Source organism: Limisphaera sp. VF-2, from assembly GCF_049537125.1.
Classification (GTDB): domain Bacteria; phylum Verrucomicrobiota; class Verrucomicrobiia; order Limisphaerales; family Limisphaeraceae; genus Limisphaera.
In genome coordinates this window covers 822,074-843,296 of sequence record NZ_JBMVQY010000001.1, presented here as the reverse complement: position 1 = coordinate 843,296, position 21,223 = coordinate 822,074, and the positions used below count along the sequence as shown (strand labels likewise).

General features: G+C 65.4%; 21 protein-coding genes. 14 read left to right on the top strand and 7 right to left on the bottom strand.

What is annotated here, in order from left to right; genetic code table 11:
• Positions 1-301: 301 nt before the first annotated feature.
• A complete protein-coding gene (locus tag ACPDIT_RS02985; protein ID WP_423441399.1) occupies positions 302-1,285 on the bottom strand; it encodes a deoxyhypusine synthase family protein in 984 nt (327 codons plus the stop codon).
• A 328-nt stretch (positions 1,286-1,613) separates the two neighbouring features.
• Between ACPDIT_RS02985 and ACPDIT_RS02980 the strand changes: the two genes are divergently transcribed.
• The 4 genes from ACPDIT_RS02980 to ACPDIT_RS02965 all read left to right on the top strand — a co-directional run bounded on the left by ACPDIT_RS02980 (position 1,614) and on the right by ACPDIT_RS02965 (position 5,792).
• Positions 1,614-2,474 (top strand): TSUP family transporter, encoded by an 861-nt coding sequence (locus ACPDIT_RS02980; RefSeq protein WP_423441397.1) that lies wholly within the window; start codon positions 1,614-1,616, stop codon positions 2,472-2,474.
• A gap of 32 nt (positions 2,475-2,506) precedes the next feature.
• Positions 2,507-3,796, top strand: a complete 1,290-nt coding sequence (locus ACPDIT_RS02975; protein WP_423441395.1) for a cellulase family glycosylhydrolase — start codon at positions 2,507-2,509, stop codon at positions 3,794-3,796.
• 266 nt (positions 3,797-4,062) lie between these two features.
• On the top strand, positions 4,063-4,986 hold the full coding sequence (grpE, locus tag ACPDIT_RS02970; RefSeq protein ID WP_423441393.1) for a nucleotide exchange factor GrpE: 924 nt from the start codon (positions 4,063-4,065) through the stop codon (positions 4,984-4,986).
• Positions 4,983-5,792 (top strand): WecB/TagA/CpsF family glycosyltransferase, encoded by an 810-nt coding sequence (locus ACPDIT_RS02965; protein WP_423441391.1) that lies wholly within the window; start codon positions 4,983-4,985, stop codon positions 5,790-5,792. Before grpE ends, ACPDIT_RS02965 begins: the two co-directional genes overlap by 4 nt.
• 33 nt (positions 5,793-5,825) lie before the next feature.
• On the opposite strand, the gene lipA is transcribed toward ACPDIT_RS02965, so the two are convergent.
• The 3 genes from lipA to gcvH form a co-directional block, all read right to left on the bottom strand.
• A complete protein-coding gene (gene lipA / locus ACPDIT_RS02960; protein ID WP_423441389.1) occupies positions 5,826-6,806 on the bottom strand; it encodes a lipoyl synthase in 981 nt (326 codons plus the stop codon).
• Between the two features lie 15 nt (positions 6,807-6,821).
• Positions 6,822-7,103, bottom strand: a complete 282-nt coding sequence (locus ACPDIT_RS02955) for a glutaredoxin family protein (RefSeq protein ID WP_423441387.1) — start codon at positions 7,101-7,103, stop codon at positions 6,822-6,824.
• Positions 7,104-7,167: 64 nt separating this feature from the next.
• Positions 7,168-7,554 (bottom strand): glycine cleavage system protein GcvH, encoded by a 387-nt coding sequence (gene gcvH, locus ACPDIT_RS02950; protein ID WP_423441385.1) that lies wholly within the window; start codon positions 7,552-7,554, stop codon positions 7,168-7,170.
• A 781-nt stretch (positions 7,555-8,335) separates the two neighbouring features.
• Between gcvH and ACPDIT_RS02945 the strand changes: the two genes are divergently transcribed.
• The 10 genes from ACPDIT_RS02945 to ACPDIT_RS02900 all read left to right on the top strand — a co-directional run bounded on the left by ACPDIT_RS02945 (position 8,336) and on the right by ACPDIT_RS02900 (position 17,538).
• Positions 8,336-9,040, top strand: coding sequence for a carboxypeptidase regulatory-like domain-containing protein (locus ACPDIT_RS02945; protein WP_423441383.1), 705 nt, complete (start codon positions 8,336-8,338; stop codon positions 9,038-9,040).
• Between the two features lie 30 nt (positions 9,041-9,070).
• Entirely contained in the window at positions 9,071-10,318 is a 1,248-nt protein-coding gene (locus tag ACPDIT_RS02940; RefSeq protein ID WP_423441381.1) for a COX15/CtaA family protein, read from the top strand.
• A gap of 3 nt (positions 10,319-10,321) precedes the next feature.
• On the top strand, positions 10,322-11,251 hold the full coding sequence (cyoE, locus tag ACPDIT_RS02935) for a heme o synthase (protein WP_423441379.1): 930 nt from the start codon (positions 10,322-10,324) through the stop codon (positions 11,249-11,251).
• 31 nt (positions 11,252-11,282) lie between these two features.
• Positions 11,283-13,118, top strand: a complete 1,836-nt coding sequence (locus ACPDIT_RS02930) for a cytochrome c oxidase subunit I (RefSeq protein ID WP_423441377.1) — start codon at positions 11,283-11,285, stop codon at positions 13,116-13,118.
• Between the two features lie 17 nt (positions 13,119-13,135).
• A complete protein-coding gene (locus tag ACPDIT_RS02925; protein WP_423441376.1) occupies positions 13,136-13,912 on the top strand; it encodes a cytochrome c oxidase subunit 3 in 777 nt (258 codons plus the stop codon).
• A gap of 4 nt (positions 13,913-13,916) precedes the next feature.
• Complete coding sequence (locus ACPDIT_RS02920) at positions 13,917-14,237, top strand: hypothetical protein (RefSeq protein ID WP_423441375.1); 321 nt, start codon at positions 13,917-13,919, stop codon at positions 14,235-14,237.
• Positions 14,238-14,246: 9 nt separating this feature from the next.
• Entirely contained in the window at positions 14,247-14,456 is a 210-nt protein-coding gene (locus tag ACPDIT_RS02915) for a hypothetical protein (RefSeq protein WP_423441374.1), read from the top strand.
• Between the two features lie 8 nt (positions 14,457-14,464).
• Positions 14,465-14,737 (top strand): hypothetical protein, encoded by a 273-nt coding sequence (locus tag ACPDIT_RS02910; protein WP_423441372.1) that lies wholly within the window; start codon positions 14,465-14,467, stop codon positions 14,735-14,737.
• The gene (locus tag ACPDIT_RS02905; protein ID WP_423441370.1) at positions 14,734-15,486 is read left to right on the top strand and encodes a cytochrome c oxidase subunit II; all 753 of its coding nucleotides are present in this window, start codon (positions 14,734-14,736) and stop codon (positions 15,484-15,486) included. The genes ACPDIT_RS02910 and ACPDIT_RS02905 overlap by 4 nt, the downstream gene beginning before the upstream one ends.
• 492 nt (positions 15,487-15,978) lie before the next feature.
• Positions 15,979-17,538 carry a hypothetical protein gene (locus ACPDIT_RS02900; RefSeq protein ID WP_423441368.1) on the top strand — a complete coding sequence of 520 codons (1,560 nt, stop codon included), beginning with the start codon at positions 15,979-15,981 and terminating at the stop codon, positions 17,536-17,538.
• A 6-nt stretch (positions 17,539-17,544) separates the two neighbouring features.
• Here ACPDIT_RS02900 and uxaC read toward each other — a convergent pair whose 3' ends face one another.
• The 3 genes from uxaC to miaA all read right to left on the bottom strand — a co-directional run bounded on the left by uxaC (position 17,545) and on the right by miaA (position 21,213).
• On the bottom strand, positions 17,545-19,008 hold the full coding sequence (gene uxaC / locus ACPDIT_RS02895) for a glucuronate isomerase (RefSeq protein WP_423441366.1): 1,464 nt from the start codon (positions 19,006-19,008) through the stop codon (positions 17,545-17,547).
• A gap of 558 nt (positions 19,009-19,566) precedes the next feature.
• Entirely contained in the window at positions 19,567-20,148 is a 582-nt protein-coding gene (locus ACPDIT_RS02890; protein WP_423441365.1) for a thioredoxin family protein, read from the bottom strand.
• Between the two features lie 126 nt (positions 20,149-20,274).
• Positions 20,275-21,213 carry a tRNA (adenosine(37)-N6)-dimethylallyltransferase MiaA gene (gene miaA / locus ACPDIT_RS02885; RefSeq protein ID WP_423441363.1) on the bottom strand — a complete coding sequence of 313 codons (939 nt, stop codon included), beginning with the start codon at positions 21,211-21,213 and terminating at the stop codon, positions 20,275-20,277.
• Between the last annotated feature and the right edge of the window lie 10 nt (positions 21,214-21,223).

Sequence of the window (21,223 nt, the reverse complement as noted above, 5' to 3'; positions counted from 1 at the left end):
GACCCGGCCCCGCGCCGTTGGCCCGGAAGGTTCGCGTTTCTGTGCCCTGGACTAGATCGCCGGGCCCCGCCGCCCCTTGCGGAGCCGGTGGCCGGGGTCGCATCCCGGCCGGGTTGCACGCGCGGGCCGTTGCGGCGAACCACGGTGGGCGTGCGTTTTCGGAGACCGTGCCCCGGATGTGGAAGGTTGCAGAATCCGACGCGGGTTGGAACTCCGGGTCCCTGGTTGACGGAGCTCCCGCTTTTGCGAATTCGCAGGGTCGAGCCGGTGCGCAGAATGCCGCCCGCCCGGTCCGGACGGTTTACCATCCCAGCACGCGGGCGAAGATCAACGGGGCAATCACGGTGGCGTCGGATTCGATGACGAAGCGCGGCGTGTCCGGCCCCAACTTGCCCCAGGTGATCTTCTCGTTCGGGACGGCGCCGGAGTAACTGCCGTAGCTGGTGGTGGAATCGCTGATTTGACAGAAGTACGCCCACAACGGGACGTGGGTTCGTTTGAGATCCTGGCGCAGCAACGGCACCACGCAGACCGCAAAGTCGCCGGCGATGCCCCCGCCGATCTGGAAAAAGCCGATGGGGTGGTGCGCCGAGGTTTGCTCGTACCAGCGCGTCAGTTCGAGCATGGCTTCCAGGCCGGTGCGAATGCACTGGACTCCCTGGAGCGAGCCGTCGGCCACCCGCGCCACGAAGAGGTTTCCCAACGTGGAATCCTCCCAACCCGGGACGAACAACGGGAGGTTTCGCTGGGCGGCAGCCAGCAACCAACTGTGCCGGGGATCGGCCTGGTAGAGCGGCTCCAGCTCGCCGCTCCGCAACAACTCATAAACGTACTCGTGCGGGAATTTGCGCTGGCCGGCTCGTTCGGCCGCCTGCCACCGGGGCAGCAGCCGGTCGTGCACCTGCATCATCACATGCTCCGGGATGCAGACGTCCGTAACACGGTTCAGGCCGCGGCGCATCAGGGCTTCTTCCTCGCGCGGCGTCAGGTGTCGGTACTCGGGCACCTGCACGTAATCCCGCTGGCCGATGAGATTGAAAAGATCCTCCTCCAGGTTGGCTCCGGTGCAACAGATGGCATGGACCTTGTCGCGCCGGATCATTTCGGCCAGGGAGCGTCCCAGCTCGGCCGTACTCATGGCGCCCGCCATCGCCAGGAACATGCGGCCGCCCTGCGCCAACAGCTCCACGTATGCCTCGCCGGCGCGGACGACCACCGCGGCGTTGAAGTGCCGAAAGTGCTCCCGCACGAAAGCTCCGACAGGCCCCAGGGTTGCGGAAGTCATGTGGTTTTGCGCTTGCATTTGAGATCTCCTCCGACCTTTCGCATGAACTTCCGGCCGGGTTGCCCACCGGGTTGCTCCGGCCGATGCTGTGTGCGGATTTTTCCAAATCAATGGGAATTTGTGAATCAAAAGTTGCGCGCTCCGCAAAAAAAGCCGGGATGCCATGCGGTCCCGTGCGGCTCTCCGAACCAGATGTCGCAAACGAAACTCGCGCTGCGGCCCGCTGCCGTCGATCGAAGCAGGTCCGGGGCGGATCGAATGCCTCGTCCAGGGGCGCGCGCCGGGAGCGGAAGCGGAGCGGGGGTGTGGGGGTCCTCGAGGCCCGCGCATGGCAGGGTTTGCAATCCTCGGGGGTTTCACGAGCATGACGGGCATGGACGCATGGCCGTGGTTGCTCCTGGCGGGTGCTGCAGCCGGCTGGATGGATGCGATTGCGGGCGGCGGAGGGCTGATCACGGTTCCCGCGTTGCTGGCGTGCGGCCTGCCACCGCAAGTGGCCCTGGGAACGAACAAGCTCCAGGCCATCTTCGGTTCGGGCATGGCCGCCTGGCAGTACCGGCAGGCAGGTCTGGTGTCGGCGCGGGCCTGTGCTCGTGGCATCCTGCTGGCCTTTGCCGGAGCGGCCCTGGGAGCAGCAACGGTGCAAGTGTTGGGCGCCGACATACTGCGTCGGTTGCTTCCGTTGTTGTTACTCGGCGCGACCCTTCTGATCGCGCTGCGGCGCGACTTCGGCGCGGCGGTGGGGCGGGCCGGATCGTCGGGCACCCGCGTGGACCGAGTGGCGGCGCCCTTGCTGGGCTTTTACGACGGGTTTTTCGGGCCCGGGACGGGCACGTTCTGGACGGTCGTGCTGGTTCGGTGGGGAGGCTTGGAACTGACGCGCGCCACGGCGCGCACCAAAATGATGAACTTTGCCAGCAACGCCGGGGCCCTGGCCGTCTTCGCGGTGACCGGCGCCCTGGATGTGCGGATCGGGTTGCTCATGGGTTGCGCCCAGGCCGCCGGTGCACAGTTGGGGGCGCGGATGGCCGCCGCTCGTGGGCGGAAGTTCATTCGGCCGATCTTTTTGGCGGTGGTGGTGGCCCTCACGATTCGCGTGGCCTGGGACGCATGGCGCAGCTCACCCGGGGCAGAACCCCGCGGCGCGGAGACCTCCGGGAAAGTTTCCCGGGTGGCGCCGGCGCCTTGACGGCGCAGCCCGCCGCGAGTTGTGTAGGGGCCATGCACTGGCAACGTGTCCTCACCTGCCTCGGCCTGATGGCCCTGCCGGCCGCCGCGCAACTGCCCCCGCTGCGATTGCCGGAAGGCGTGGGCGTCAATATTCACTTCGTCACGGGTCACGAAGCAGACCTGGACCGTCTGGCGGCAGCCGGGTTCAAGTTCGTGCGCATGGATTTCACCTGGGAAGCCATCGAGCGGCGCCGGGGCGAGTACGACTGGTCGGGCTACGACGCGCTGACGGCCAACCTGGAACGGCGCGGCCTGCGGGCGCTGTACATCCTGGATTACTCGCACCGGTTGTACGAGGACGCGGTCCAGACCACCAACCCCATCACGGGTCGACCCGAGACGAATGTGGCCTCCCCTCGCAAGCCGGAAAGCGTCGAAGCATTTGCACGTTGGGCGGCTGCCGCGGCGGCGCGTTACGCGGGCCGGGGCGTCGTGTGGGAGATCTGGAACGAGCCAAACATTTTCTTCTGGCGACCGCACCCGAATGTGGACGACTACGTTCGACTGGCCCGCACCACGCTGCAGGCGATGCGGCAGGCCGACCCGCGGGCCACGGTGGTGGCGCCCGCCGTTTCGGGCTTCGATCCGCCGTTCATGGAACGCTTTTTGGCTTCCGGTCTCCTGGCCCAATTGGACGGCGTGAGTGTCCATCCCTACCGGCATCGCCGTCCGCCGGAAACGGCCGAACCCGAGTATCGGCGGTTGCGAGAGCAAATCGAGCGACACGCGCCGTCCGAGCGCCGCGGGCGGATCCCCATCGTCAGCAGCGAGTGGGGCTATTCGACGGATGGGCAGGATGTGTCCTTGGAAACCCAGGCCGCCTACCTGGCCCGTCAACAATTGTTCAATCTCTGGATGGGCGTGCCGCTGTCCATCTGGTACGACTGGAAGAACGACGGGCCGGATCCGCATGAGCGGGAACACAATTTCGGCACGGTTTATCCGGATCTGACTCCCAAGCCCGCCTACCACGCGGTCCAAACCTTGACACGCGAACTGGCCGGCTACGCCATTGCCGAGCGACTGCCCATGGAACGTTCCCAGGACTGGGTCTTGGTCCTGACCAATCAGACCGGCGAGACCAAACTCGCCGCCTGGACACTGGAGCCTCCATGGGCAGTGACTTTGGTCGTGGAGGGGCCGCAGCCGCCGGACGGCTGGCGGCTGGTGGAGGGCACCGGGCAAACGCGCCGACTGGAGCCGGATCAAAACCGGCTGCGATTGGAACTCGAGGCGATGCCCCGGTACATCTCGCTGGGACGGGGACGGGTCCGACGCTGATCGCCCGCAGCGGAAAACACGCCGGCGACGCGTCCGACGAGACTCGGTATCGGCTCCGGTGAGCGGCTCGGGTGAGCCGCTTCGGGGGAAGGGAAGTCGGCTTCTTCTTGCCGGTGTCGCTGCCGGCAACTCTGATTTGGGAGCGAGCGCCGATCCCTCTCGGGGTGGCATCGCGCACATCCGCACGCGCCCGGCTGCGGAGTCGCAAGTGGGCGGCCTTGAATCCGGTGCGGAGGCGGGGCAGACTCGCGCCCATGCAAGAAGACATGCCATGGCGGCTTCCCCGATGGGTGTTTTTTCTGGGGGACGCGGTTTTGCTGGGGGCCGGTGTGTATTGGATCCTGCAGGCGCAGGCTCCGGTGCCGGGCACGGTGATTTGGGGTAGCACGCTTTGCCTGGTGGCGGGCGCGGCCCTGGGAGTTTTGCCATACCTGCTCGAGCACCGCGCGCTGTGCCGACAAATCGAGGCAGCCACACTGGCGGAGGGATTGAGTCACGCCCGGCACGCCGAGACGGTGGCCCGGCGCATTGCCGAGGCCACCGACAACTGGCAGGCGATTCAGGAACAGGCGGCCAAAACCGCCGGACAAGCCCGGGAAATCGCCGAGCGCATGGCGGCCGAGGTCCGGGACTTCACCGCCTTCTTGCAGCGCGCCAACGATACCGAAAAAGCCACCTTGCGGCTCGAAGTGGAGAAGCTGCGCCGTGCCGAGGGAGAGTGGCTCCAGGTTTTGGTTTGGATCCTCGATCATGTTTTCGCCCTGTACACGGCGGGACTGCGCTCGGGCCAACCCCGCCTCATCGAGCAATTGACCCAATTCCAGAATCATTGCCGGGACGCGGCAAGACGGCTGGGGGTGGTGCCATTTGTCGTGGCCCCGGGCGAGGTGTTCAACCCGGAGCGGCATCAGACGCCGGATGGACAAGCGCCTCCAGAAGGGGCGGTGGTACGGGAAACCTTGGCCACGGGCATTACGTTCCAGGGCCGCCTGGTCCGGCCGGCCATCGTGGCCGTGGACCCCGCGCCCGGGGCCGGTACGGTGGCGACCTCACTCTCAGACGCAGGCCCCGCGGTACCGGGCACGGTCGGGTCCACGTCCCGGGAACCGGACTCGATGGGTCTCGCTCCGGAGACCGATCAGACCGCCGGCCCAACCGACGGCCGGTCGGCCCCCGACTCGCAGGTATGACCCAGTCCAGTCGCTACGTGCACGTGCTCGGGGCACCCTTGCTGGTTACCACCTATGCCGATCTGACGGCGCGGTGCGTGGACTGGGCGCAACAGCCGCGCCCCACCTCGGTGGCATTTTCGAACACGCAGATCGTCACCATGATGCGGCACGATCCGGACTTCCGCCGTGTCATGGACACCTTCGATTATCTGGTCTCTGACAGCACGCCCTTGACGTGGTGCATGAACTTTGCCGGAGCAGGGCTGCGCGACCGGGTCTACGGGCCGGCCTTCATGCGGTACTTCCTGGAACACGCCCCGGCGGGCAGCACGCATTACCTGTTGGGGGGGAGCGCCGAATGCGCCGAGCGACTGCGAGCGCGGTTCTCCGCGGTCAATCCGGGCTTGCGATTCGTGGGCGGTTATCATGGCCGCTGCGATGCGCAGGGGCGCCTGGATCCGGAGGAAGAATCGCGGGTGCTGGAGGAACTCAACCGGGTGGGGCCCGACTTTGTGTGGGTGTGCTTTGGAGCGCCCAAACAACAGCGGTGGACGGCCCACTACAAATTGCGACTCCGCCGCGGCGTGGTGTTGGTGGTGGGCTTTGCCTTCGAGGCCAACGCCGGAATCAAACCTGATGCACCGATGTGGATGCAGCGGGCGGGTTTGACCTGGCTGTATCGGATGGTCACCGAACCCCGTCGCCTGGGCCCGCGTTACATCAAGTACAACTCCCTGTTCCTCTGGTACCTTCTGCGCGATGGGTTGCGGGGCCGGGCGTGGGGAGCGTGGCCGACACCGGCGGAGGTCGGTGGACAGGGTTGAGCACTCGACTTGCGCGCCGGACGCAACGGGTCCTCAACACAAGGCGGTCGGGTCAGAACTTTCCCCCGGGGGTCGTGAGGGTTCCGCGCCGGGCGACAGGAGCGACTCCGGGAGCTGAAAGTCGTCCGCATGATACGAACTGCGCACCAGCGGCGCGCTCGCGACGTGCCGGAAACCGAGGCGACGCGCCTGTTCGGCATACCAGGCAAACTGCTCCGGGGTCACGTACTCGACCACCGGCAGGTGCTCCCACGTGGGCCGCAGGTACTGACCCAGGGTCACGATCTCACAACCCACCGCACGCAAATCACGCAGGCTTTGCAACACTTCGTCCGGGGTTTCCCCCAGCCCCAGCATGAGCCCCGACTTGGTGATGACGCGACCCTCGCCCAGACGGAGTGCCTTGGCAAGGACGCTGAGCGAGCGGTCGTAGGTGGCCCGGTGCCGCACCTGCGGGGTCAGCCGCCGCACCGTTTCCAGATTGTGATTGAAGATGTGGGGGCGTGCTTCAAGGACGGTGGCGATGGATTCGTCGCGGTCGTTGAAATCCGGCGTCAACACTTCGATGACGATCCCGGGATTGAGCCGGCGCACCGCCTCGATGGTTCGACGGAAATGCTCGGCGCCGCCATCGGCCAGATCGTCCCGGGCCACCGCGGTGATCACGACATGCCGCAGTCCCAGGCGGCGGGTCGCCTCGGCGACCCGCAGCGGCTCTTCGGGATCCAGGGGCTGGGGTTTGGCGGTGGTCACGGCGCAGAACCGGCAGGCCCGTGTGCAGCGGTCGCCGCCGATCATGAACGTGGCCGTGCCGCGGCTCCAGCACTCCCAATGATTGGGGCACCGGGCACTTTCGCAGACCGTGTGCAGGTTCAGCTCGCGTAGCAGCGCCTGCGTCCGTGCGAAGGTGGGGCTGGTGGGCAGGGGGCGACGCAGCCAGACGGGCAGGCGCGGTCCGGCCGGATTCGGGCCACTGCCGCAACCTGCCGGAGGAGGATGGATTTTGACAGCCATGGCGGGCGGCAACCATCAACGCGAGGAGCCCGGTCGGGCCTCGCAACTTCGGGCTTCCAACCCTTCCCAGAACCGGGCCAGTTCTTCCGGACCAAAGTCGGCCAGCACGGCGCCGTCCACGTCGATCACCGGGGCCAGCGTTTGCCCGGACAGCCGGACCATTTCATCCCATGCCCGCGCGTCGCGGCTCACGTCCAGCCGCTCGTACGAAATGCCGCGATCGCGCAGCCATTCTTCGGCGCGGTGACACCACGGGCACCAGGGCTTGATAAAGAGTCGAACCCGTTTCGGTTGCACAGGGGGAAAGTAGCAGGCTCGGCGCCGGCGGCAAATCCCCGCCCGGTCGAGCCGGTGGCGGGCCTCACACCCCTTCGATTTGCGCCCGGTACTCCTCGGGGCTGAGCAAACCATCCCACTCTTGCAGCTGACTGGGAGCCAGCTTGAACAACCAGCCCTGCCCGTAGGGATCCGAATTGATCCAGCCCGGATGATCCGGGAGGGCGCTGTTCACCTCCACGACTCGGCCGGTGAGCGGACTGTAAAGGTCACTGGCGGTTTTGACCGACTCCACCACGCCACAGGCCTCGCCGGCCCGCAACTCCCGGCCCACCGCCGGCAGCTCCACAAACACAATATCGGTCAGCTCCCGCTGCGCATGATCCGTGATGCCCACCGTGGCCACCCCGCCGTCCAGTCGCACCCATTCATGCGTTTTGGTGTATCGCAACTCGCCCGGAACGTTTGCCATGGCCCCATTCAGGCATTGAGCCGGAAAAGGGTCAATTCCCTTTGAGCCGAAGATCTGCCGGAGGAGTTTGTGGAAAGCCATGCCGCGGGAAGGTGCGGCATTCAACCCGCTTCCGCTCGAGGTCGGGTCGCGACAGACTTGCCGTCATGCTCGGTTCGGGCGCCTCCTGCGCGGCTGCGGGCGTGTTCGGCGCAGATGCATCCCCGGAGGAGCAGGCCTTTGGGATCGATTCCCGAAACGCGCGTACAAGGGACCTGCTGCTTGGACTCTCGCTCCGTTCAATGAGGTTCCGTGGGTCTTGGCTTCTCAGGGTGCCGGGGAGTTCGAGAAGGGCAGGGGAACCGGCGAGGCCCGCTTTTTTGATCATCCAAAGAGGCATACAGAGGAGGGCGGGTTGAAGGCTTGCGGGGAATCTGGCGCGCACGCCGAGGCGAAGAGCGGTTCGGAGTGGCGAACCGCCAGAGGGCCCCGTCCGTGTGAAGGAAACCCGCTCCGCGGCCTGCGCAGACAAGAGAAAAGCCTGAGACCGCCGGGAAGAGGCCCGGCGCCGGACGAATCTGCGGGTCTGAGGGCTCCGGACGCTCCCGGGGCGGACCACGAGAGCTGAATTGCGCAAATGCGCACGTGGCGGGCCAACGGCTTGGACGCCCGATGCTTGCGGCGGGCGCGGCAGGAATCGGGGCCGCGGAGCCGTACGGCTTCTGGGCCGGACCCGGCGTGTATCGCTTGACCCGCAGACCGCGGTGGCTACATTACCGGTCCAACAGGGCAAAATCTGCATATGAAAACGCAAAATCTGGGTCTTGTGGTGGCGACGGCGCTGGGATTGGCCATTCCGGCTGTCGCCGGGGAAATCCGGGGTAAGGTCACCTTGAAGGGCACGCCTCCGCCCAATCCGGTGGTTAAAGATCTCTCCGCCGATCCGAACTGTAGCAAGCTCGTCAAGGAAACCGTGCACGTTCCAATGTTCCGCGTGGGCCCCGGGGGTGAACTCGCGGACGTGTTTGTGACACTCGACGGCATCACGGGCAAAAGTACGGGCGCGTCGGCACCGCCGGCCGTGCTGGATCAGAAAGGTTGCCAGTACATTCCTTACGTGTTGGCCATCCAGACCAAGCAGACGCTTCTGGTGAAGAATTCGGACCCGTTGCTGCACAATGTTCACGCCACGCCTACTGTCCCGGGGAACAAAGAGCGCAACGAGGCCCAGCTGGCCGGGGGCCCCGATCTCAAGTTTACCTTTGACGCTCCGGAGAAATTCCTTCGTTTCAAGTGCGACGTTCACCCGTGGATGTTCGCTTACGTGTGCGTGTCGGATCATCCGTGGTTCGCCTTGACGGGCGCGGATGGCACGTTCGTCATCAAGGATGTCCCTCCGGGGAAATACACGCTGGAGGCTTCGCATCGAAAGGCGGGCACGCTCAAGAAGGACATCGAGGTCACCGACGGGGTGGTCGAGGTTGACTTCGTGTTCGAGCTCAAGTGACAAGACAAACTTTCGGGGCTGCCGCGGACGATGCGGTGGGGCCGCGGCGGTCCCTTCGGGTGTGTGGGGTACGTGGTGAGTTCGGATTTTTCTTCCCTTGCGCTGTACCGGTTTGCGGGGCTGACCGTGCTGGCCGTGTTGGTGCTGATCGGTGCCGGCGGCTTGGTCACGAGTCACGGCGCCGGTATGGCGGTGCCCGATTGGCCCAACACCTACGGTTACAACATGTTTTTCTTCCCGATCTCTCAATGGATCGGGGGGATTTTTTATGAGCACACCCACCGTTTGCTGGGGGCCGCGGTCGGGCTGTTGACCCTGGTTCTGGCCATTTGGATGCAGGGAGCTCCCGCCCGGCCCTGGCTGCGGCGAGCCGGATGGGCCCTGCTTGGCGGGGCGCTGACCGTGTCCCTGATTTGGCCGGCGCGGTGGCAGGACGCAGTGGTGTTGGGTGCGACCGCTCTTGCTGCGCTGGGCGCCTCGGCTTTCTGGCCGCGCTGTGCCCCGCAATCGGCCGTCTTGCGCAGGCTGGGCTGGATCGCCGTGGCGATGGTCATTTTGCAAGGCATCCTGGGCGGCCTGCGGGTGACTCTCTACAAGGATGAGTTGGGGATTGTGCACGCCACGCTCGCCCAGTGTTTCCTGGCGTTCATGGGCGTGATTGCCCTGATGTTGTCCCCCTGGTGGCGGAGGCGAGAAACCGCACCTGCGGCGGATCCCGAGGTCAGGTCCTTGCGCGGCGTTTATGCCCTGGCCACGGCCCTGGTTCTGGGGCAGCTCGTTCTCGGGGCCACGATGCGCCATGAACATGCAGGGCTGGCCGTGCCCGACTTCCCTCTGGCGTATGGTCGGCTCTGGCCGGCCACGGATCCCGAGTCGATCGCGCGCTACAACCAGCAGCGGTTGGAAACCCGCGCCCTCAACGACATCACGGCCACGCATATCTACGTGCACATGGCGCATCGTCTTCTGGCACTGGGGGTGTTGGGGGCGATCGGCTGGGCGTGGATTCGTACGCGTCGTTGCCTGCCGCGGGACCATGCAGTGCGTCGCCTGGCGGGTGTCTGGTTGGCGCTGGTGGGGATGCAGTTTCTCCTGGGCGCCTGGACGGTGTGGTCCAACAAGGCCGCGGATGTGGCCACATTGCACGTGGTCACGGGGGCCGTGACCTTTATGTCCGGTGTTTTGTTGAGCGTAACCGCGTTTGCCCCGCGGGTCCACGAACGGGTGCAACCGTGGGGTCGAGTGTCGTGGGCGGCACAGGCCGCGACAGGAGTTTGAGCCATGGATTCCAAAAGTTCCGCCAAGTTCGCCGCCTCCGTGCTCAGCCGGGGCCTGGCACGGGAGTCCGGCGCCCTCGCGATGTGGGCCGAGCTGGTCAAGGCGCGGCTGAACTCGCTGGTGCTTCTCACCACTCTGGTGGGCTTTTATCTGGCGGATGCCGGTCCTTTGAACTGGCCGGGCTTGATGCACGCACTGCTCGGGGTGGGCCTGCTGGCCGCAGGCGGGGCGGCGCTGAACGAATGGATGGAACGCGAGGAGGATGGTCGAATGCCGCGCACGCAGCATCGCCCGTTGCCTTCCGGCTGGATGCAACCGCGCACGGCCTTCGGCGTGGGAACGGGACTGGCAGCGGTCGGCCTCGGATATCTGGCGTGGACGTGCAACGGACTGTCCGCACTCCTGGGGGCGGTGACATTGGGCTCTTATCTGCTTCTGTACACCCCCTTGAAACGCAGGGTCTGGTGGAACACCTGGGTGGGCGCCATCCCGGGCGCGCTGCCCCCGGTGATCGGCTGGGCCGCTGCGCGAGGCAGCCTCGATGCGGGCGCCTGGGCGCTCTTCGGGATCGTGGCGTGCTGGCAGATGCCCCACTTCTTCGGCATCGCTTGGATGTACCGGGACGATTATGCGCGGGCCGGCTTCCGGATGTTACCCCAGTTCGATCCCACCGGGATCCGCACCGGCCGCCAGGCGGTGGGGTGGACGCTGCTGTTGTTGCCTGTGAGTGGATTGCCCTGGTACCTGGGCCTCACGGGAGATTTGTATCTTGGGGCCGCGGCGGTTCTGGGGTTGGCGTACCTTGGCGCGGCGTTGCAACTGGCCCGGCAACGAACCGACCGGGCGGCCCGGCGACTCTTTTTGGCGTCCATTCTCTATCTGCCCGTGTTGCTGGTGTTCCTGGTCCTGGACAAGGTGCGATGGACGCCCTGAGGTGCCGCGCAAGTGGAACACGGATACGACCATGCAAGCGACCAGTACCGTTCTCCCTCACCTGAAACACGCGGAGCACAGTGAAGCTCCCGGTGGTTTTTGGCGTACCTATGTCTTCTCCACGGACCACAAGGTCATTGGCATCCAGTACGGCCTGACCGCCTTGTGTTTCCTGTTGCTCGGGTTTTTCCTCATCCTGACCATGCGCTGGCAGATCGCCCACCCGGGCGAGCCGGTGCCCGTGGTGGGCTGGTTCCTCGAAAAGGTGCTGGGCAGCCCGGCCAGCAAGGGGGTGATGTCCCCCGACCTCTACAACATGTTCGGTGCCATGCATGGCACGATCATGGTGTTCCTGGCGATCGTGCCGCTGGCGGTGGGGGCCTTCGGCAACTACCTGATCCCGCTCATGATCGGCGCCAACGACATGGCCTTCCCGCGCCTCAATATGATGAGCTATCAGCTCTACTTCCTGGGGGGCGTCGTGATGCTGGCCAGCTTCTTGATCCCGGGCGGGGCCGCTCAGGCGGGCTGGACCTCCTACTCGCCGCTGGCCACGGTGATCCCGACCGACGGTCAAACGTTCTGGCTCATCGGGATGATCCTGTTGATTACCTCCTCGCTGTTGGGCTCGGTGAACATCATTACCACGATCGTCCAGCTGCGGGCCCCGGGCATGACCTGGATGCGCCTTCCGTTCTTTGTCTGGGCCCAACTGGTTGCCTCGTTCCTGTTGTTGCTGGCGTTTCCCCCCTTGGAAGCCGCTGGGATCCTGCAGCTGATGGACAAGGTAGCGGGGACGAGCTTTTTCCTGCCCACCGGTCTGGCGGTGGGCGGGGCCACGGCCAACATCAGCGGCGGGGGCAGCCCCTTGCTCTGGCAGCATCTGTTTTGGTTCCTGGCGCATCCGGAGGTGTACGTGCTGATTCTGCCTGCATTGGGCATTGTGGCGGAGATCCTGTCCAACAACATTCGCAAGCCCTTGTGGGGTTACCGGACCATGGTCTACGCCGTTCTGACCCTGGGCTTCCTGTCCTTTCTCGTGTGGGCACATCACATGTACCTGACCGGTATGGGAACGAGGATTTCGACCTTCTTCCAGACCACAACCATCATCATTTCCATTCCGTCGGTCATCCTGTTGACCTGCCTGCTGATCTCGCTGTGGGGCGGGAGCATCCGCATCAATACGCCGATGTTGTTTGCCCTGGCCTTTCTGCCGATGTTCGGGATCGGCGGGTTGACGGGCCTGCCCCTGGGCTTTGCCGCCAGTGACATCCAGTTGCACGATACCTACTACGTCATCGGCCACTTCCACTATGTGGTGGCTCCGGGGACCATCTTTGCCCTGTTTGCGGGCATTTATTACTGGTTCCCGAAGCTCACGGGGCGGCGGATGAACGAGTTCTGGGGGCGGGTGCATTTCTGGTGTTCGTTGTTGTTCATGAACGCGGTGTTCATGCCAATGTTCGCCCAGGGGTTTGCCGGGATGCTGCGGCGCATGTCGGACGGCGGCTTGAGTTACTCGACGCGGGTCGCCCCGGGCGTGGAGGGCACGTTGAGCGACTTCATTTTGGGACTGAACAATTACATCTTGTGGGCGGCGGTTGGCCTGGGGCTGGCGCAGATTCCGTTCATTGTGAATCTGTTCCGGAGCATTTGGCGGGGCGAACCCGTGCGGGACGACAATCCCTGGCAGAGCACCACGCTGGAGTGGCAGACACCCACGCCACCGCCGCACGGCAACTTCCTTCGGCCGCCGAGTGTGCATCGCTGGGCGTACGCGTACGGGCCCCGGGCGGACGGCACGGATTACCTGCCGCAGAGCGTTCCGGAGTCGGCCTTGTCGGATCAGGCAACTCGTTCCTGAGATTGGGGCATTGATCCATGGAAATCGCTTACACCGTTCAACCGCGGCCCGACACGGGCGTGTACAACGCCAAGTTGGGCATGTGGCTGTTTCTGGCCTCCGAGGTGATGTTGTTCGGAGGGCTGTTTTCGGCGTACGTGTTTTTGCGCATGGGCGCTCCGCCGGACACCTGGCCGCACGGCTGGTTGAGTGTCCCGCTGGGCACCTTGAACACGCTGCTGCTGGCGGCCTCGGCGGTGACGACCCTGTTGGCCTGGGCCGCCTGCAAGGCCCGACGGTTCGACCGGTTCAAGCTGCATCTGGGCCTGACCCTGATCCTGGGCACGATCTTCCTGGGCATCAAAGGCTACGAGTATCGCGACAAGTGGTTGCATTATGAGGTGCAGTTGAAGGATGGCCGGATTGCGGACGGTCACCTGGTCCGGGCTCGAACCACGGCGGAAACCGTTGTCCTGCATGGACGGTATGTGGCGGACCGCCGGGAACTGCTGGATGGACGTCGGAAGCACGGTCCGCACGAGGAACTGGTCATCCCTCGGGACCAAATCGTGCGGATGCAGAATTACGCGCCCCGCCACAACACGTTCATGGCGATTTATTTCACCCTGACCGGCTTGCACGGCCTCCACGTGCTCGGGGGCCTGGTGGTGTTTGCCTACCTCTGGGGGCCGGGAAGCCGGCTGTGGCATGTGGACCCCGAGCATTTCACCAACCGGGTGGAAGTGGCGGGCTTGTTTTGGCACTTCGTGGATTTGGTGTGGATTTTCCTGTTCCCAGTGTTGTACCTGACCTGAACCCATGAAAGAGGCCCTGTCGAAAGAAGATGTGTATCGAGCCGCGGTGGTGCGGTGTCGAACCGTGTTGCTGGTGGTGGCTGCGGTCACGCTGTGCATGGTGGGCGCCGCCTATGCGCCCCTGGCAGAGCCCGGCCTGCGGACGGGCCTGATCCTGGCCGCGGCGGGTTTCAACGCGTTCCTCGTGGCGGGACACCTGATGCACCTGCTCCAGGAGCGGAATGTCATCTACTCGCTGCTGGCCTTCACGGTCTTGTTTTTTGCGGCATTGATGGGACTTTGCATCTGGGCGCACGGCGACACGCCCGCCCCCGGAGGCGTCTGATAGGTGCCTATGTCGTTGAAGACGGTGCATGTGGTGTTTGTGAGCCTGTTGAGCGTGCTCTGCTTCGGCACCGCTGCGTGGCTCTTGGCGCAGGCGTTCGGGGAGGGCGGGCAACGGTCAGATTTATGGCTGGGATTGGCGAGTGGCATGGGCGGGATCGTCGTGGTGGTGTACGGGGTCTGGTTCCTGCGCAAGCTGAAGTCGGCAGCCTATCTATGAGCCCGAGCATGCGTGTGGTGAAGAGTCGGGGGGCAAAGGCCAGGGTCGGTACGGCGATGCTGGCCGGGTTGGCGCCCTGGTCGGGAATGGCTTGTGCCGTCTGTTACGGGGACCCGGGGGCACCGGCCTCGCGGGGGCTGGCCTGGGCGGTGGTGGCCCTGGTGGGCGTGGTGGCGCTGGTGTTGACCGGCGTGGTGGCATTTTTCGTTCACGCGGTGCGACAGGAACAACGAAAAGCCGGAGCGGTTACCGGCCGGGGGAACGTGGAGGTGCAACGATGACCAGGTGGTTGGGAATCCCAGAGGTGGCTTCGGCTCACGGGGTGGCCATTGACCGGTTCATCAGTTATGTGCACTGGCTCATGGCGATCCTGTTCGTGGGCTGGTTGATTTACTTCGTTTACGTGCTGTGGCGTTTTCACCAGCGGCGTCAGCCCCGGTCCGCGCCCGAGGGTCTGCGGAGCCATGTCTCCACCTATGCGGAGGTGGCCGTGGCCACGGTCGAGGGGTTGTTGCTGGTGTTCCTGGCGGTGCCGATCTGGGCGCGGGCGGTGGAGTCGTTTCCCTCCGAGAAAGAGTCCACGGTGGTGCAGGTGGTGGCCCAACAGTTCAACTGGAACTTCCGCTATCCCGGCCCGGACGGACAGTTCGGCCGGCAGGACATGAGGCTGGTGAACGAGACCAACATCTTTGGCGTGGACCCTTCCGACCCGGCCGGTCAGGACGACGTGGTGGTGTTGAACGAGATGCATGTGCCGGTGGGCAAACCGGTCATTGCCTACATCAGCTCCAAGGACGTCATCCATTCGTTCAAGATTCCCTCGATGCGCCTCACCCAGGATGCGATTCCCGGGATGCGGGTGCCGGTGCATTTCACGCCGACGCGGGAGGGACGGTTCCGCATCTACTGCGCGCAACTGTGTGGCAACGGTCATGCCGCCATGGCGCAGGGGGTGCTTGTCGTGGAAACGCCGGAAGCCTTCGAACAGTGGCTGGGCTCGCGGTCCGGAGGCTCGGTAAGTTACGAATAACGTCGGCTGGTCACGGGAGATTCTCCCCGGTCATCCGACGACTCGTTGTGCCAGCCGGGACTGGCCCACTTCCCGGACTGGATCCTTGATCTCGGGAAGGACTTCGGCAGGCATTCGGAGGACTTTCCCCCTGGGATGCCGGCGGTCCAGTGGACGGGGCCCAGGGAGGAGCTCCGGGCCTCACGGACGCGGAGCCGGGGCTGGCGCGGTTGGCGGGCGGGCAGCGCTGGTGCCGGCCCGAACCGGGATCGCCCGACCGGGCTTCCACCGGGCACGTGGAGGCTTCTATGCGATGGGGCGGGCGCATTTCCGTCATTCAGCCCCGGGTTCACGGATCCAAGAGAACTGCCGTTTCTCCTCGGCTTTTTCCTGCCGGGGGTGCCCGGAATTCCGCCGAGGGTCCGGGGTACCCAGAAGCGAGATGCACCGCGGTAGGGCGCAACCGCTTTCGCTGCGTTGACCTGCCTTTCGAGGGCCTGATAGGGTGCGCTTATGAAGTCCGATCCCCAACGTCCCCATGCCCGGCGCTGGCTGAAGCGCTTCCTGAGTCTCGTTGCAGTGGCCCTCTGCGTGCTGGTGGCCGGCGTGACCCTTCGAGCCCTGGTCGCGTTCCGAGATCGCAGCCCGGGATACGAACTGGCCCTGGCCCTCCCCCAGGAGAGGCCCGAGGCGGGTGCGCTGCGCGTGGGTTTTGGGAGGAGCCGAATTACACCGGAAGTGACGCCGGATGGTCGCCCGGTGTATCTGGCCGGGTTTGGGCAGAACCGCCGGGCCACACGGGTGCACGACGATCTGTGGGCGGTGGCCTGTGTACTGGATGACGGTCGGCGCCGGCTGGGGTTGGTCGCCCTGGATGCGATTGGCTTTTTCCATGACGACGTGGTGCGCGTCCGGAGGAGGCTCCCGGAATCGTGGCGCCTGGACTACCTGGTGGTTTGCAGCACCCACAATCACTCGACGCCGGATCTGATGGGGCTGTGGGGCCCGAGTCCGTGGCGGACCGGGGTGGATCCTGCATATTTGGAGCAGGTCCGAGGGGCCTGTGTGGCCGCGGTGGGCCAGGCCGTGTCGAGCCTGAGGGCGGCGCGGCTGGTATTGCACGAGATTCCCTGCCCGCCCCGGGGCCTGTTGACAGATACACGCCCGCCGGAGGTGTACGACGCCGACGTGCGCGTGATGCAATTTGTGTCGGCGGAGGAGGGGCGGACGCTGGGCAGCATCATCAATTGGGGCAACCACCCGGAAACGCCCTGGTCGCGCAATCAGGAGGTGACGGCGGATTTTTGCGGTTTTTTGCGCGAGGCCTTGGAACGGGGCGTCCGGCTGGGGGACCGGGAAGGGTTGGCTCCAGTGGGCGGGATTCATTTGTTTGTGAACGGGGCGGTGGGCGGGTTGATGACGACCTCGCCCGGGGTGACGGTGGAGGATCCATGGACGGGAACGCCGATTCGGGAACCCTCTCACGAGAAGTCGCGGGCCGTGGGGCATCAGTTGGCCGCGCGCATTGCACCGCGATTGCGGGCGGGCGAAGGCGAAGGGACGCCGCATGCAACCGTTGGGATTTGGGCGCGTACCATCGAGGTGCCGGTCTCGAATCGCTTGTACTGGTTGGCCGGATGGCTCGGGGTGTTGGACCGGGGCTATGTGCGCTGGCCGCGGGTGCGGAGCGAGGTGGCGTTGTTGCGCGTCGGAGATGCATCCCTGGCGTGTGTGCCCGGCGAATTGTATCCGGAAATCGCCAACGGCGGGGTGGAGGCGCCGGCTGGGGCCGACTTTGGGATCGCCCCCGTGGAGGTGCCCCCGTTGCGGGCTCTGATGCCGGGCCGGTTGAAGTTGGTGGTGGGTCTGGCCAACGACGAGCTGGGCTATCTGGTTCCCAAAAGTCAGTGGGACGAGAAACCGCCGTACACGTATGGGCTGAGCCGGCGACCGTACGGGGGAATCAATTCCTGTGGGCCGGATGCGGCCGCAACGGTGTACCGGGCCCTGGCGGAACTGTGTCGGGCCGCCGGCGCGGAGCCCGCAACGGGGGTGACGACCATGGACCGCTGAACCGGCTCAGCCCCGGACGCGCGACGGCTTGGGCCGGGTCGTGTCGTTCGGAGCAGAGTCGGGCAGGTCGTCGAACCCGAAGTAGCTTCGGGCGTTGCGGTAACAGAGGTTGCGAATCAACGGCCCGAGCAGCGCATCATCGTTCGGCAGTTCCCCGTTTTCGACGTCGCGCCCCAGGAGATTGCAGAGCACGCGTCGGTAATACTCGTGCCGTGGATAGCTCATGAAAGAGCGGGAATCGGTGACCATGCCGACGAAACGGGACAACAGACCGAGGTTGGAAAGCGCGTTCAGTTGCCACTCCATGCCTTCTTTCTGATCCAGGAACCACCAGGCGGGACCGAACTGGATTTTACCGGGGACCCTGCCGTCCATGAAATTGCCGAGCATGGTGCCGAAGACGTAGTTGTCGGCCGGGTTCAGGTTGTAAAGGATCGTGCGGGGAAGGGCGTCTTCCTGATCCAACCGGTCGAGAAACGCAGCAAGGTTCCGGGCCTGAGGGAAGTCGCCGATCGAATCGAAGCCGGTGTCGGGACCGAGCTGTTGGAAGCGACGGGTGTTGTTGTTGCGCATGGCGCCGAGGTGGAGTTGCATGACCCAGCCCTTGGCCGCGTTGAGCCGCCCGACATGGAGCATCACGTGCGTGGCGAAGGCATCGCGTTCCTCCGGTGTGACGGGCTTGCCGGCGCGGGCCTTGCGGAAGATGGCGCGGAGACGGGCCTCGGTGGTGAAGGTGGCAAAAGCGGTTTCCAACCCGTGATCGGAGGCGCGGGCGCCCAGCCGGGCGAAGGCCTCGTGGCGGCGGCTCAGGGCCTCGAGGAAGTCGTCCCAGGAGGCGATCTCGACGTCGGCGGCGGCGGCCAGTTTGTCCACCCACGCATTCCAGGCCTCGGTTTGATGGATCTGTAGGGCCTTGTCGGGGCGGAAGGTGGGGACCACTTTGAACGGCAATCCGGCCTGCGCCAGCTTCGCATGATGCCGGAGATCGTCGGTGGGATCGTCCGTGGTGCCGACGAGGCGCACGTTGAACCTGCACAAGATGCCCTGCGCAGTTAGTTGAGGCGTCGCCAGGCGGGCGTTGGCCCGTTCCCAAATGATCGGTGCCGTTTCCTCGCTGAGGAGCAGGTTGATGCCGAAGTAGCGTTTCAATTCCAAATGCGTCCAGTGATAGAGGGGATTGCGCAACGTCTGGGGCACCGTGCGTGCCCAGGCCAGAAACTTCTCATAAGGGGTGGCGTCACCGGTGCAGTAGCGTTCATCGACCCCGTTGGACCGCATGGCACGCCACTTGTAGTGGTCTCCCTCGAGCCAGATCTCGAACAGGTTGGCGAACCGCCGATTTTCGGCCAGGTCGCGCGGCGGCAAATGGCAGTGGAAATCCAGGATCGGCTCCGCCTCGGCGAACTTGTGGTAAAGCCGTCGGGCCGTGCGCGTCGTCAGCAGAAAATCGTCATGGATAAACGGTTTCATCCGGCCCAGCAAACCGCGGCGGGCTCCGCCGGGCAAGGGACAATTTGTGCACGGAACGATGGCTTTTTTGCACGACGCAGCTGCGCCCCGGCCCGGGGGCGGGCGACAGGGAGACGGCCCGCGTCGAGGTTGTTGGGCCCGCCGGGGAGGCAGTGAATCGGGATTCTTTTCCTCCGCCGCCGGCCTGAGTGTCAACCGCAGCGGTGTTACGCTCGGTTGGCTCGGCCGGGAATCTTCAAGCCCGACGCCGGTCGTGCGTGACGGCTGCGGCGGGTCGATCCCCCGTGGTGGGGCCGCTGCCAATTCCTCCCAGGGAGCGCCGGTCGGTTCGGGTGCGGGACCGACCGGGAGATGTGGATTCAGGCGGTTGGCCCGTGGGCGTGAACGCGTTGGGCCGGGCTCGTCCGGCCCCCAGTTGCCGGTGGATGTGGGTGACTCGGGCGAGCCCTTTCGCTGTTTCCCCGCTGCGACTTGCGCTCGGCCGCCGTGGAAACCCCGGGGGCGAGCTTCCGGTGCCGCGCGGGTTCGCGACGGCGCGGCGGGCCGAAGGGACCCGGGTTACTTGTAATAATCCGGCTCGTTCCCCGGCTTCCACTTGATGTTGCAACCCATGCTGGGTTTCTGGTCGGTGGGCACAGGGCGCCCCTCGAGTACTGCGTCCAGTGCGGCCCGGAGGTCCCGACCCGTGACCGGAACGCCGTTACCGGGCCGGCTGTCGTCGAACTGGCCGCGGTACACCAACTTGCGGTTGCGGTCGAACAGGAAGAAGTCGGGGGTGCAGGCTGCGCGGTAGGCCTTGGCGACTTCCTGGGTTTCGTCGAAAAGGTAGGGGAAGGTGTAGCCCGCGGTGCGCACCTCTTCTTTCATGCGTTCGGGGCTGTCCTCGGGATAGCGCTCGATGTCGTTCGAATTGATGCCCACGATGGCCACGCCCCGTTTCTGGTACTCCCGCGCAAATTCGGCCAACGCGCTGCGAATATGCTTCACATACGGACAGTGGTTGCAGAGAAACATGACCAGATAGGCCGCGGCTCCGGGAAAATCCGCCAGCGAAACCCATCGGCCATTGGTGTCCGGCAGGCGAAACTCCGGTGCCGGCGTGCCCAACGGCAACAACATGGTCGAAGGTGTCAGTGCCATGGCCCCAAAATTGTGCGCGATTGCCGTGGTTGTCCAGTGGTCTGCGGGTGCGCTGACAGGTCCGACACGGTCAGGGCAGCCGGGAATCCGGGCGCGCGGGATGTGTACCGCTCTGCCCGGCTCGGGCTACTGCTCTCGGCGCAACTCTGTGAGGATGCGGTCGGCGATTTCCGAGGGCGTGGCGCTGGCGGGTACGTTGATCCAGCGCAGCGGCATTTGCCCGCGGAACCAGGTTCGCTGGCGCTTGGCGAACTGACGGGTACGCAGCTTGACGAGGGCGACGGTCTCCGCCAGAGAGCGCCGTCCCTCCAGGTATTCCAGCACCTGACGGTACCCAAGCGCCTGCAAGGCGGTGGAACGGGGCGACACGCCCTGGTCGAGCAGCCGACGCGTTTCTTCGACCAGCCCGGCCTGGAACATGCGATCGACCCGGGCCTCGATGCGTTGTCGCAGGTCTTCCGGAGTTCTCTGGAGGCCGAACATGCGGCCCTGCCAATGGGCCGGCCACGCGTCGAGACTCCAACGGGCGCGTTGGTCCGAGAAGGGTTGACCCGTGAGGCGAATGACCTCCACGGCGCGGATGACGCGGCGGGGATTGCGTCGGTCAATCCGCGCGTAGGTGGCGGGATCGCGCAGGGCCAGTTCCCGGAGCAGATCGGCCAGAGGGGTGGCTTCCAACTCGGCGCGCAGGCGGGGATCCGGCGCGGGCGCCTCCCCCAGGCCCTGGGCCAGCGCCTTGAAATACAGGCCCGTGCCGCCGCACAGGATCGCCGGCTTCCCTCGTCGGGCCAGGTCTGCCAACACTTCCCGGGCCAGCTCCACGAACCTGGCCACATCGAACGATTCGCGGGGATCGACCACGTCCAGCAGGTGATGGGGCACACGCGCCCGCTCTTCCGGAGAGGGTTTCGCCGTGCCGATGTCCATGCCGCGGTACACCTGCATGGAGTCCACCGAGACGATCTCCCCGTCCAACCGTTCCGCCAGTTCCAGGGCCACCTCGGATTTCCCCGAAGCGGTGCAACCCGCCAGAACCACAACCGAGACGTCAGGCAGAGCCCCCATCGATCCCCAC